General features: G+C 61.6%; 11 protein-coding genes. 8 read left to right on the forward strand and 3 right to left on the reverse strand.

The window, feature by feature from the left end; translation table 11 throughout:
* The first annotated feature begins 117 nt into the window (after window positions 1–117).
* Window positions 118–900, forward strand: coding sequence for a Crp/Fnr family transcriptional regulator (locus tag HB630_RS11095; RefSeq protein ID WP_249780790.1), 783 nt, complete (start codon window positions 118–120; stop codon window positions 898–900).
* Here HB630_RS11095 and atzF read toward each other — a convergent pair.
* On the reverse strand, window positions 893–2,308 hold the full coding sequence (gene atzF, locus HB630_RS11100; protein WP_213772270.1) for an allophanate hydrolase: 1,416 nt from the start codon (window positions 2,306–2,308) through the stop codon (window positions 893–895). The genes HB630_RS11095 and atzF overlap by 8 nt on opposite strands.
* Before the next feature lie 104 nt (window positions 2,309–2,412).
* Here atzF and HB630_RS11105 point away from each other — a divergent pair, with 104 nt between their 5' ends.
* The 3 genes from HB630_RS11105 (at window position 2,413) to HB630_RS11115 (ending at window position 5,441) form a co-directional block, all read left to right on the forward strand.
* Window positions 2,413–3,702, forward strand: coding sequence for an NrtA/SsuA/CpmA family ABC transporter substrate-binding protein (locus tag HB630_RS11105; protein ID WP_346656074.1), 1,290 nt, complete (start codon window positions 2,413–2,415; stop codon window positions 3,700–3,702).
* Between the two features lie 117 nt (window positions 3,703–3,819).
* Window positions 3,820–4,581, forward strand: a complete 762-nt coding sequence (locus tag HB630_RS11110) for an ABC transporter permease (protein ID WP_213772271.1) — start codon at window positions 3,820–3,822, stop codon at window positions 4,579–4,581.
* A gap of 80 nt (window positions 4,582–4,661) precedes the next feature.
* Window positions 4,662–5,441 (forward strand): ABC transporter ATP-binding protein, encoded by a 780-nt coding sequence (locus tag HB630_RS11115; RefSeq protein ID WP_346656075.1) that lies wholly within the window; start codon window positions 4,662–4,664, stop codon window positions 5,439–5,441.
* A gap of 97 nt (window positions 5,442–5,538) precedes the next feature.
* Here HB630_RS11115 and HB630_RS11120 read toward each other — a convergent pair whose 3' ends face one another.
* Together HB630_RS11120 and HB630_RS11125 are read right to left on the reverse strand one after the other, a co-directional pair.
* Window positions 5,539–7,404 carry an EAL domain-containing protein gene (locus HB630_RS11120; RefSeq protein ID WP_213772272.1) on the reverse strand — a complete coding sequence of 622 codons (1,866 nt, stop codon included), beginning with the start codon at window positions 7,402–7,404 and terminating at the stop codon, window positions 5,539–5,541.
* 270 nt (window positions 7,405–7,674) lie between these two features.
* Entirely contained in the window at window positions 7,675–9,333 is a 1,659-nt protein-coding gene (locus HB630_RS11125) for an FAD-binding dehydrogenase (RefSeq protein ID WP_213772273.1), read from the reverse strand.
* Between the two features lie 342 nt (window positions 9,334–9,675).
* Here HB630_RS11125 and HB630_RS11130 point away from each other — a divergent pair, with 342 nt between their 5' ends.
* From HB630_RS11130 to HB630_RS11145, 4 genes are all read left to right on the forward strand, one after another.
* On the forward strand, window positions 9,676–10,233 hold the full coding sequence (locus HB630_RS11130) for a hypothetical protein (protein WP_213772274.1): 558 nt from the start codon (window positions 9,676–9,678) through the stop codon (window positions 10,231–10,233).
* 145 nt (window positions 10,234–10,378) lie between these two features.
* A complete protein-coding gene (locus HB630_RS11135; protein WP_213772275.1) occupies window positions 10,379–10,570 on the forward strand; it encodes a hypothetical protein in 192 nt (63 codons plus the stop codon).
* Between the two features lie 36 nt (window positions 10,571–10,606).
* Window positions 10,607–11,197, forward strand: coding sequence for an SCO family protein (locus tag HB630_RS11140; RefSeq protein ID WP_213772276.1), 591 nt, complete (start codon window positions 10,607–10,609; stop codon window positions 11,195–11,197).
* Between the two features lie 221 nt (window positions 11,198–11,418).
* The gene (locus tag HB630_RS11145) at window positions 11,419–12,255 is read left to right on the forward strand and encodes a transporter substrate-binding domain-containing protein (protein WP_249780818.1); all 837 of its coding nucleotides are present in this window, start codon (window positions 11,419–11,421) and stop codon (window positions 12,253–12,255) included.
* Window positions 12,256–12,346: the final 91 nt, after the last annotated feature.

Genomic DNA, 12,346 nt, shown 5'->3' on the forward strand with positions numbered 1-12,346 from the left:
TCAAACCGTCCTTTGATATCATACCCCCGTTCGGAGGCTGCAGACCGGCGGCGTGCTGGAACCTTATGCGATGAGATGGTTTTCGAACGAATTTTTCAACGCCGGAATCTGGACGACATGGTAGCCTTGGTCATGGCAGACGGCAGTCCCGGCGACGAAGGCAGGCTCGTTGTGAGCAATGCGGAAAGCGAAAGCGCCGCCGGCATCATGCTGGTGGAGTCCGAAGGACTTGTCCGGAATACGCCTAAACTCCTCGGTGGGCTGAACGAGGCGGATCGTCGGCGCGTACGCGATATCGGCCGGGAGGTCGTGTTCGAGGCCGACCAGCCGGTATGGCGCCAGGGCGACGTCCACGAGGGTATCTATCTCATCAATTCCGGCAGAGTCCGGACATTCTATCTTGCCCCCTCCGGGCGAGAGGTTACGCTGGCCTATTGGTTTCCGGATAATTTTGTCGGTGGTCCGGATATCCTGGGCGGCGGCACGCATATGTGGTGCTCTTCCGCTACCCAAAGGACCTCGGCCACTTTCCTGCCCGGACCGGCCCTCAGAAAGCTGACGTTGGAACATGCGCCGATCGCGGTAGCGATGCTCGATGCGCTCGCGTTCAAGGCGCGGTGCTACTCAGCCATGGCACAAATGATGGGAACACGCTCCGCGACGGAACGGCTTGAACGCCTGCTGGCCTTTCTCGCGACCGTTTACGGCATGAAGGGCGATGACGGAATCATGATCGCGGCGTCCTTCACCCATGCCGAGTTGGCGAGCCTGATCGGATCGACGCGTCAATGGGTCACGACTCAATTCGCGCGGCTGCAGGATCGCGATATTCTTCGCTATAATCGCGGGCTTATTGTCGTTCGCGATCTTCCTGCCCTTGGCTTGTCCGGCCTCAAATAGCTGCCGAGCGTCTGCGCCGAGCCCTGCCTTGCGGGTGGGCGTCGCTTTTCCGCACCTCGGCCTCGAATCTCGATGCAAGCGAACCAAGCCGTTCGTCGGACCAGGCCGGCGCGAGCAATGTGACGCCCATGGGCACGCCGCAGGAAAGGATCCCGCTTGGAACGGCGATCGCACAAAGCTCCAGCAGGTTGGCGAAATAAGAATAGTGGCCCAGACGATTGTTGAACTCGATGGGATTTTCTTCCATTTGTTCGATCGTGTAAGCGCGGGCTGCCGTCGGCACCACCATCGCCGAGATCGACGAGAACAGCTTTTCGGCTCCGCGTTTCAACGAGGCCAGACGGTTCATGCTGTCGAATACCTGCGCCGCCGAAAAATTGTCGGCGACTTTCAGCACCTGATGGATCACGTCGAGCAGCGCATCCGGATGTTTCGATGCGAAAGGGCCGAGTGCTGAACGCCGTTCGGCGATCCACGGGCCGCTGAACAAAAGCTGTCCCGCCTCCGCAAACGGAGCGAAGTCTATTTCCACCGGCTCGCCGCCGATGTCTGCAAGGCTGTCGCAGGCTTCTTCGTAAATCGATAGGCCTTCATCCATGCCGAAGAATTTCAGGTCACACTTTCCAAGCCGTCCGAAGGTGAATCGCTGACCGTCCACGGGCCGGACATCGGTTGTGCGGGCTGGCGCGTTTCGGCAATAGGGATCGTCGATATCAAAGCCGTCGATGATCCGCAGGATCTCCATCCCTTCCGAAACGCTGTCCGAGAATATCGATACACAATCGAGGGATCGGCAATTTGGCACCAGGCCTCGCGTCGACACGCGCCCGATGCTGGGCTTGATTCCGACGATGCCGTTGAAGCCCGCGGGGATCCTTCCCGAGCCGCCAGTGTCCGTCCCGAGCGCGAACGAGACGTGTTTCGCCGCGACGGCAACCGCCGATCCCGAGCTTGACCCTCCGGAGACGTAGAGCGGGTTTGCAACGCTCGCACAGGTGCCATAGGCGGATCGCGCACCGGACAGGCCGGTTGCGAATTGATCGAGGTTGGTCTTGCCCATGCAAATGCCGCCGGCATCGAGCAGCAACTGAACAGCATGTGCGGACTGGTCGGGAGTATATTTAAAGCCGGGACAAGCCGCTGTCGTCGGCATCCCCGCGACATCGATGTTGTCCTTGACCCCGAACGGAATGCCGTAGAGCGGAAACGCTTCTCCCCGCGAGCGGCGTAACTCGATCGCGTCGCACCGCTCCATCAGCCGGGTTCGCGATTCGACATGGATCCACGCATTCGTGTTCGAGGCTTCCGCGATTCGGGTTGTCGCGCGCGAAATAATATCCCGGATGCCGGCGCCACTAGCATAGGTTTTCCGCAGAGTCTCGAGAGAGAGATCAATTTCGTTTTTCAAAGCTGTCTCCGCGATCGAAGGATGATGGCAAGCCGCGATGTAGTACAAATGAGCAAGACCGGTGCCAACGGTGAACGAAAGCGCGTTCTGCTGCACGGTTGCAGGTGGATATCAGAGAAATGCAGCGGCGGAATTCGAATAAAGGTGGGCGGCGCCTGGGCTATAAATTGCAAACGCCGGAAGATCGGAGCGGTCGAGGGGACAATTTCTCCAGCGACTGCATGATTTCGATGCAGCTCGCGGCCGGTCTGCCATTTATTGCCATTGCCAACGCGACGGTGCCGGGCTTCGCACGTCAATGCTCAGCGTTGTTTGTCGGCTGGAAACATGCTCGGGGACCGTTGAAAGCGATTGGCACATCGCTTGCTAAGATCGCTTCAAGGCGTGGTTTTGGATCACTGAAGATCAGGAGAATTGGGATGTCTATCCTCCGAGTCGTCATGGCGGGCTTGGCCGTCCTCCTTGTTTCTCTTGGGCCGACTAAAGCCGAGTTGATGAAGGCGCGGCTCGCTCAAAATCTCAGCCCGATATCCGGCATCACGATTATCGCCAAGGCGGAAGGCTTTTTCGAAAAACACGGGCTCGACATCGAGGTCAGCAATTTCACGACCGGCAAGCAGTGCCTGGATACGCTTATCGGTGGTGGCGCCGATATCGCCACGACTGCGGAAGCGCCGGTGACCGCGGCGGCCATGAGCGGACAGCCGATCGCCTTCGTCGCGGGCATGGAATATTCCGATCTGAAGACGCTCGTCAGCGTCAAGGCGGGATTGAAGACGAAGGCCGACCTGAAGGGAAAGAAGATCGCGTTCACGGCCGGAACCGGTAGCGAAGTCTACACCTCGGCGCTTCTCAAGGCGGCGGGGCTCTCGGCGAGCGACGTGACGCTTGTCAATCTTCGTCCCCAGGAGATGCTGGCCGCATTGGCGGCTGGGAGCATCGATGCGTTCGATACCTGGGAGCCCAATGTCGCCAACGCGAAAAAAGCGCTTGGTGCGGAAGTTGCCGAACTCGATACCAAGGGAATCTATTCGGAGACCTTCAATATCGTGGTGATGCAGGCCGGCCTTTCGTCCAATCCTGCCTTGACCGAGAAGTTCCTGGCTTCGATCATTGAAGCCGAAACCTGGATGAAGGCGCATCCGGAAGAGGCGATGGCGATCGTCGCAAAAGTCGTCGGCTTGAAAGAGGAAGACCTTTCGCCAATCTGGAACGACTACGTCTACCATGTTGCGATCGGACCAAAGCAGCTTGACGCGCTGGAAGCCCATTCAAGTTGGCGGCTTGAGAGCGGCAACCACCCGCCCGGAGCGGCGATGCCTGACTTCTCGAAGGTGATCTTTCCCGATTCGCTTCGCAAGCTGGACGCCTCGCGCGTGACCTATAAGCAATAGACCGGTTGCCGGTTCGCCTCGCCGGTCGAGAAACAATAATGGCCGGACCCAAGTGGACGCGATGCTGACGTTGAAGACCGATCGGGCCCCGGACCGTCAATTGGCGCGGGTTCGCCGATGACAGAGGGACAGCGCGGCCGCCTTTACACGACGGTGGCGATACTTTCGGTGCCGATATTTCTCGTTATGTGGGAAATCGTGTCCCGTTCCCATATCGTCAATGCCGTCCTGTTTCCTCCCCCCACGGTCGTTGCGGTGGCGCTATGGGAGTGGATCGAGTCCGGGCAGTTCGCGGTAGATCTGCTGGCCAGTGTCGCGAGGGTTGCCGCCGGTTTCGTTCTCGGCTCGATTGCCGGAATCGTTTTCGGCATCCTGACGGGGCAATTTCCGCTGTTCTCCGCCTTTCTCGGGCCGATCTTTCACCTTCTTCGCCCGATCCCGCCGATTGCATTCGTGCCTATCGTCATTCTTTGGTTCGGGCTTTCCGAATCCGGGAAAATATTTCTCGTCTTTTGGGGCGTGTTCTTTACCGTGTGGCTATCGGCTCATCTGGGCGTACAAAAAGTCGACCGTGGATTGATCCGGGCGGCGCAGATGCTTGGAACGCCCAGACGGCGTCTGCTCGGCGAGATCATTTTCCTCGGCGCGCTTCCATACATCGTCGTGGGGCTTCGCACCGCGGTCAGCATTTCGTTCTACACACTTGTTGCGGCGGAACTGGCCGGCGCGTTTTCCGGAATCGTCTATCGGATCGAGATCGCGCAGCAGAATATGCAGACCGGTCAGGTCTTGGGCGGTCTAGTGGCGCTCGGACTGATCTCGTTCCTCGCCGATCGAGGGTTTGCCGCGGTTTCGCAGCGCGCGGTCTGGTGGCGCTAGTGACCCTGCAGCCGAAAAATGAATTCGCTGGAAGCCTTGGCGGTACCCCGACGGAGCAGCTGTCTGCGAAGGCTGTCGAAATCGACGTGTCCGATGTGAGCATCGTCTTTAATTCGAGAAAGGGATCGGTTGTTGCCGTCGACAGGGTGTCGTTCCAGGTCAGGCATGGGGAGTTCGTATGCCTGCTGGGTCCCTCCGGCTGCGGCAAGTCCACGCTCCTGAATGCGATCGCCGGCTTCGAGCGGCCTTACGATGGTGAAGTCAGGGTGCTGGGCAAGGCTGTGACCGCGCCGGGGCCGGACCGCGGGATGGTATTTCAGCAGCCGCTTTTGTTTCCGTGGAAATCAGTTCGCAGCAACATTGCGCACGGGCCGGTCATGCTGGGCAAGTCGCGCGCCGAGGTCGCAAAGATTGCCGACGGTCTGATCGACATGATCGGGTTGACCCGCTTCGCCGATGCCTATCCCCACACCTTGTCGGGAGGAATGCAGCAGCGCGTCTCGATTGCACGCGCGCTCGCGAACCGGCCGGGGATCCTGCTGATGGACGAACCGTTTGGTGCCCTGGACGCGCAGACTCGCATCATCATGCAGGAAAATTTACTCCGGCTATGGTCCGAGTTTGGCACGACGATCGTTTTCGTGACGCACGACATCGAAGAGGCAATCTATTTAGCCGATCGTGTTCTGGTCATGAGCGCGAGTCCCGGGCAGATCCTGCGCACGATAGATGTCGGTCTTCCTCGCCCGCGCTCGCCGGGCCTGCTGCTCGAACCCGAATTTACGCTGCTGAAGGGAGAATGCTTTGCATTGATAAAACAGCAAAGCCAGTTGGCATTTGAGCAGATGGGCGCGCGATGAGAGTTGCGTCGATTAGAACGTTTTCGAGCGAAGCGGATACCGGTTCGCGTGGAGAAAACGCGTCAAAACAAGAATCTGGATGGAGAGTCGCGCCAGGTCAGGCGACGATGGAAACGCCGTCGTGGAGCGGGAGCTCCGCAACCGAGTCCAGGGATTTTTCGATCTGCTCCGGCGGCATCGGGCGGGCGAACAGGAAGCCCTGCAGCAGATCGCAGCCGAGTTCCTGCAACAGCAGGTGATGGTCGGCGGTCTCCACGCCTTCGACCGCGACCCGCAGCCCGCAGGCCTGGGCCAGCGTGATCATGCCGCCGAGGATCGCGCGCTGCTTTTCGTGCTGCACGAGGAAGCTGCGGTCGATCTTGACGACGTTGCATGACAGGCGGTGTAGATATCCGAGATTGGCGTAGCCGGCGCCGAAATCGTCCAGCCACAATTCGACGCCGAGCTTCTTCAGTCCGCGCAGGCAGTCCTGGATGTTGTCCGAATTGCCGAGCAGCACGCCTTCCGTCAGTTCGAGCACGAGGCGATTGGCCTCAAGCCCGGTTTCCTTGAGAATGCGCTCGACCATCGACACCAGCGACGGCTGCGACAAATTGAGCGGCGAAAGGTTGACGCTGACCTGGATGGGCTCGCGCCAGCGGATCGCCTCCCGGCAGGCGTTCAACAGCACCCACTCCGTCAGCGGCTCGATGAAGCCGCTCTGTTCGGCCGCTGGAATGAACTCGACGGGGGAAATGCTGCCGCGGACCGGATCGGTCCAGCGCGCCAGCGCCTCGAAGGCGATCGGGCGCCGGGTCGCCGAATCGTAGATCGGCTGGTAGCAAAGATGGATGTGTCCGTCGTGGAGCGCGGCGCGAAGATCGTTGGCGAGCGCGGCGATCCTGCGGGATTCTTCGATGATGCGCGGTGCTCTCCGCCCTTTGCGGCTTACCGGGGTCTCCTGCGTCGATCCCGTCGTGGAGCGCTCGAGCTGGGTGTCGTAAAGCCGGGGGATGCCGAGTCCGCTATGCTTCGTCGCATAGAGCGCCTTGTCGGCCAGCAGCATCAGGTCGTCGGCTTCGGCGGCCTGTTCGGGCGCGCAGGCGATCCCGATGCTGACGCCGATCTGCGCCTCGCCGAATCCGCCAAGCGAATAGGTTCCGCTCAGCGCGGTCGTGATGCGCTGCGCGGTTGTGACGGCCTCGGCCGCGGAAGTATCCGGCAAGACGATTGCGAATTCGTCGCCGCCCAATCGGGCCGCCGTATCGCCCTTGCGCACACGCTCCAATAGCCGTGCCGCAACTTCTTGCAGGAGGGCGTCGCCTGCCGCGTGGCCGAACTGGTCGTTCACGTCCTTGAAGCCGTCGAGATCGAGGCAAAGCAGGGCGCAGGGGACGCCGGCCCCGGCGTTCTTGAGCGCGTCTTCGAGGCGCGTGTTGAATAGCCGGCGATTGGGCAGCCGGGTCAGGCCGTCATGCTGGGCGAGGAATTCGATCTGCGCCTCGGCGCGCCGGCGCTCGGTGATGTCCTCATAGGTACAAACCCATCCGCCATCGTCGAGCGGCTGGTGATGGATCGCGATCAGGCGTCCGTCGCCGAGCTCCTGCAGGAACGTTCCCTTCTCGCGCTTGTCGATGAACGCCTTGCGGGCGGAATAGATGTCGTCGGCGGTGCGGCCCGGATAGTTGCCGATCGCGCAACTGTCGACCAGAATGTCGTAAAGACGCATGCCGGTGCGAAGCCGCGACATCGGCTGGTTGTAGATTTTGCAGAATTGCTCGTTGACGAGCTGAAGCCGGTCCTGCGCGTCGTAGAGGCAGATGCCCTGCGGCATCGTCGCGATGGCGTGTTCGAAGCGCTGCCGGAACGCGCCGGGGCGGGAGAAACGCCATGACAGGTCATACTTGACGGCGGCCAGCATTTGCGCGAGCCGGCGGCGGCCGACAAGCGAAGCGGACAGGCGCTCCACAATGCGTCGCCACATACTCACACTTCCACTCTTATTCGAATGAACCAGGGCATGATCCCGATCCGAAGGGCGGCGTTGGTGCTAAAGTGAAAACCGGTTTCGGAACGATCCCGCGCGAACAGAAAATAGAACGATGAATCTGATCCGGCGTAACCGGGCAAATTCTCAAGATCCTTCAATTGGACCATAAGACCCTAAGAACAGTGTTAAGAAAATCGCGTTCCCAGTGAAGCTGTCGGGTTTGATTAATACTTCGTCGCCGACCACCAGGCCGGTTTCCCGCTCTTATCCTGCCAGCTTCGCCGCCGCGCGCCCGGCGTTGCGTCCAGAAAACAGGCAGCCGCCCAGAAAAGTGCCCTCCAGCGAACGATAGCCGTGCATGCCGCCGCCGCCAAAGCCGGCCGCTTCGCCGGCGGCGTAAAGCCCCGGCACGATCTTGCCGTCCTTGCCGAACACGCGCGAGTCGAGGTCGGTCTCGAAGCCGCCCAGCGTCTTGCGGGTAAGGATGTTGAGCTTGACGGCGATCAGCGGGCCGTGCGCGGGATCGAGGATCCGGTGCGGCGCCGCGGCGCGGATCAGCCGGTCGCCGATATAGCGGCGCGCATTGTGGATGTTCATCACCTGAGTATCCTTGACATAGGGATTCGCGATCTCGCGGTCGCGCGCCTCGATCTGGATCTTCAGGTGTTCGAGCTTCAATACGTCGTTGCCGGCAAGCGCGTTCATGCCGCCGACGAGATCGGCGAGATTGTCGCGCACCACGAAATCGGCGCCGTGGGTCTTGAAGGCTTCCACCGGCGCCGGCGCGCCTTTGTTGATGGCGCGCCGTGCCGTCATCAGCCAGCTCTTGCCGGTGAGGTCGGGATTCTGCTCCGAACCCGACAGCGCGAATTCCTTCCGGATGATGCTTTGGGTCAGCACGAACCAGGAATAATCATGGCCGCTGCGCATGATGTAGCCAAGCTGACCGAGCGTATCGGACCCCGGAAACAGCGGCGAGGGCAGCCGCGAGCCGGTGGCGTCGAACCACAGCGATGATGGTCCGGGCAGGATACGAATGCCGTGGCGCGGCCAGATCGGATTCCAGTTCCGGATGCCTTCCACGTAATGCCACATCCGGTCGCGGTTGATGAGCCGCGCGCCGGCGGCTTCGGTGATGCCGATCATCCGGCCGTCGACATGTTCGGGTACGCCGGAAATCAGGTTGTTCGGCGCATCGCCAAGCCGCTTCGGCCAGTTCTTTCGCACCAGGTCATGATTGCCGCCAATGCCGCCGGAGGCGACGATCACGGCCTGCGCGCGCAAGGCGAAGTCGCCGATCACCTGGCGTGAAGAGCTTTGGCCGCGTGCGATGTCTGTCGGTTCCAGCACCGAGCCGGCGACGCCAATGACGGCGCCGTTGGCGATCGTGAGCGCATCGACGCGGTGGCGGAAGCGGAAGGCCAGAGCGCCGCGGGCCTGCGCTTCCCGCGCACGGCGCTCGAATGGGGCGACCACGGCCGGGCCGGTGCCCCAGGTCAGATGAAACCGCGGCACCGAATTGCCGTGACCCATCGCGTCGTAGCCGCCGCGTTCGGCCCAGCCGACCACTGGAAAAATACGGTGGCCCATCGCCCGCAGCCATGCGCGCTTCTCGCCTGCCGCGAAGGCGACATACGCTTCCGCCCAGCGCTTCGGCCACAGATCCTCGTCGCGGTCGAAGCCCGCCGAGCCCATCCAGTCCTGCAGCGCCAGGTCGTAACTGTCCCTGATGCCGAGCCGGCGCTGTTCCGGCGTGTCCACCAGGAACAATCCGCCGAGCGACCAGAAGGCCTGGCCGCCGAGGCTTTGTTCCCCTTCCTGCTCGACCACGATAACGCGCTTGCCGGCGTCGGTAATTTCGGTGGCCGCAACCAGTCCCGCCAGCCCGCCGCCGACCACGATTATGTCCGCATCATCGGCCATCATCGCGCTTCGACCCCTCATAGCGTTTTCGAGCGAATTGGCTTCCGGTTCGCGCGAAGAAAACGCGTCAAAACCAGAATCTAGGCAATTGAAGCCTGCGCCGTCAGCAACGGTCAACGACAAAAGGTTCCCTGAACAGCAATTACTACCCCAGGTAGAACAGGAATCTGTTCCAGTTTGGGACCATCGCGGCAAGGTGCAGCGGCCGCGCAACACTTAATTTGAATTTGTTTTGAGGCAGGCGGAGCGTCTGGACAAAAGGCCGAGCCCGCAACAGGCTGGCCACGTTCTTGCATCACCGAGGATCGGATTCAGTTTTCGACAATTTGGATAGGGCAGGACATGAAGTTGATGACGGGATTGCTCGCGGCGATTCTTTTGCTCGCGGGAGCAGGAGCTAGTCACGCGGTGGTTCGGATCGGCGAGGATCGTGGCGGCCGGATCGGAACTTATGTCGACAAATATCAGGATCTGCGCAGTTCCGGCCAGAGCGTCATCATCGACGGCCTCTGCGCCTCGGCCTGCACGATTGTCCTGGGCGCGGTTCCCCACGACAAGATCTGCGTGACGTCCCACGCTACCCTCGGGTTCCACGCGGCATGGGATTTCGGCGCCAACGGCCACGCAGTCACCAACTCCGAGGCGACGCAGATGCTGTATTCGATGTATCCGGCGGCGGTCAAACGCTGGATCGCGGCGCGCGGCGGGCTGACTCCGCATATGCTGTTCCTGCAGGGCAGACAGTTACAGGCGATGTACCGCCCCTGCTACCTCGACGCCCAGGAGGCGTCCACAGCAAGGACGCCGGCCTCGCTTGGACATGACGCCGGCCCGGAGGGCCGCGCCAATGCCCGGTGGAGGCCCTCTTCCGGCAAAGACCGCGTCCGGGCGGAACGGTAGCGGCTTTTACCTCCGAAGGACGTGATCGGTTGAGCGCTTCAATGGCGCTTGTCCGATAGGCCCGCTGGCCTTATCTGAATATGGCATTTCGGTGGATGGCGGTGACGCCGTGCCACCGAATGTCTGTTCATTCGGACGGTTGCAAATGGCCCAGCCGGTATCCTCGCAGCCTCTATCCCCGGCGCTTCCGGCCGACCGGAACGTGGCGCGGGCGATCGTCGTGGGCGGCATGGGGCTTGGGGCGGTCATGCTGATCGCGGCGCTGGCGCTGTGGTTCCATTACGGAACGGCGGTGTTCTTCGAGACCATCGCGGCCGGCATTTCGGCTTGCCTCTGATTGGCATTCGAGGCGACTTCACAAGGGAATTTCGGCATGAATCGGACTACCCGCCCGCTGGTCATCGTCGGGGCTTTCGCCGGAAGCCTTGTGGTCGGGCTCGTGCTGATGCTGTGGGCGCTCGGCGGCTTGCGAACCGTGGCGGCGCCTGCCGCCATTGGCGGGCCTTTCCAGTTGACCGACCAGAGCGGTCAACCCGTGACCGAGAAGAACCTGCAGGGCCGGCCGACGCTGATCTTCTTCGGTTTCACCCATTGTCCCGATGTGTGCCCGACCGAGCTGTTCGAGATTTCCGAAGTGCTGCGGGCGATGGGCCAGGACGCCGATCGCGTTAACGCCTATTTCGTCTCGGTCGATCCCGAACGGGATACGGCGGCGGCGATGAAGGATTATCTGTCGAGCTTCGATCCCCATCTGAAGGGGCTGACCGGCGATCCCGCGGCGGTGGCCAAGATTATTTCCGATTACCGGGTTTACGCCAAGAAAGTGCCGCTCAAGGATGGTGATTACACCATGGATCACACCGCGCTGGTTTATCTGATGGACCGCGACGGCCGGTTCGTGGCGCCGTTCAATCTCAAGCAGCCGCCCGAGCAAGCCGCGGCGGACCTGAAGCATTATCTCTGAAGGCCGGAACAGATTTTCGGGAGGCCGGAGCGGGGACCGGCTCCTGTCTCTGGCCTCGAACGCCCTCGCCTTACCGGCCGGATGGTCTATAAGGCCGTGCGGCCAAAAAACTGTCGGCGATGCCATCAACGTCAATCATCTCATCCGGCAATGACAGATTGCTGAAAATCATCCGGACTATTCTGGCTGCGGCTGGATTGTCGGCCTGTCTGGTGCCGGCCATGCCGTCCGGCGCAGCGGCGCAGGCGCAACCCGTTGCCAGGCCCGCGGCCAGGCCGGGAACGGACGCGGCGCCGCAGACCGTGCCGGGTTTCTGGGATCCCCGGCGGCGCCCGGAGCGGCCGGACCTCTCCCGTCTCACGGTGATCCGGTTTTTGACCGAAACCGACTATCCGCCCTTCAATTTCACCGGCGCCGACGGCAATCCTGCCGGCTTCAATGTCGATCTGGCGCGCTCGCTCTGCGAGGAGATCAAGGTTACCTGCACCATCCAGATGCGGCGCTTCGAAACCCTGGTCGATGCGATCACGAGCAACAAGGGCGACGCCATCATCGCCTCGCTGGCCGTGACCCCGCAATTGCGGACCCGCCTCGATTTCACCGATCCGTACTACCGGGCGCCGGCGCGCTTCGTGTCGCGGCGCGAGTCCGTGATGCCGGAAGTGCGGCCGGAATATCTCGAGGGCAGGAAGGTCGGCGTCATCGCCGGCTCCGCGCATGAGGCCTATCTCAAGGCGATGTTCACCGACGCGGAATTGCATTCCTATCCCAATGACGATGCGCTGCGGACGGCGCTGCGCCGCGGCGAGGTCGATTTCATTTTCGGCGATGCGATTGCGCTGGCGTTCTGGGTCAACGGCACCGATTCCGGCGATTGCTGCGCGTTCTCAGGGGGGCCGTTCGTCGAAAGCCGCTATTTCGGCGAGGGCGTCGGCATCGCCGTGCGCAAGGGCAACGACCTGATGCGGCAGGCGTTGAACTGGGCGTTGTTCCGGGTCTGGGAAAAAGGCCGCTACACCGACCTGTGGCTGCATTATTTCTCGGTCAGCCCGTTTTAGCTAAGACCTCGTCATTCCGGGGCGATGTGAAACATCGAACCCGGAATCTCGTCATTCCTGGTCTGGTGCTAACGCACCATCCCGGAATGAC

Origin of the sequence: Bradyrhizobium sp. dw_78 (genome assembly GCF_018449525.1) — a bacterium.
In the GTDB taxonomy this organism is placed as follows: Bacteria; Pseudomonadota; Alphaproteobacteria; order Rhizobiales; family Xanthobacteraceae; genus Bradyrhizobium.

What these genes read in the sequence shown, in the direction of transcription:
- HB630_RS11095 (WP_249780790.1), top strand. Translation starts at nt 118, where the DNA reads ATGGTAGCCTTGGTCATGGCAGACGGCAGTCCCGGCGACGAAGGCAGG.
- HB630_RS11110 (WP_213772271.1), top strand. Translation starts at nt 3,820, where the DNA reads ATGACAGAGGGACAGCGCGGCCGCCTTTACACGACGGTGGCGATACTT.
- HB630_RS11120 (WP_213772272.1), bottom strand. Translation starts at nt 7,404, where the DNA reads ATGTGGCGACGCATTGTGGAGCGCCTGTCCGCTTCGCTTGTCGGCCGC.
- HB630_RS11125 (WP_213772273.1), bottom strand. Translation starts at nt 9,333, where the DNA reads ATGGCCGATGATGCGGACATAATCGTGGTCGGCGGCGGGCTGGCGGGA.
- HB630_RS11130 (WP_213772274.1), top strand. Translation starts at nt 9,676, where the DNA reads ATGAAGTTGATGACGGGATTGCTCGCGGCGATTCTTTTGCTCGCGGGA.
- HB630_RS11135 (WP_213772275.1), top strand. Translation starts at nt 10,379, where the DNA reads ATGGCCCAGCCGGTATCCTCGCAGCCTCTATCCCCGGCGCTTCCGGCC.
- HB630_RS11140 (WP_213772276.1), top strand. Translation starts at nt 10,607, where the DNA reads ATGAATCGGACTACCCGCCCGCTGGTCATCGTCGGGGCTTTCGCCGGA.
- HB630_RS11145 (WP_249780818.1), top strand. Translation starts at nt 11,419, where the DNA reads ATGCCGTCCGGCGCAGCGGCGCAGGCGCAACCCGTTGCCAGGCCCGCG.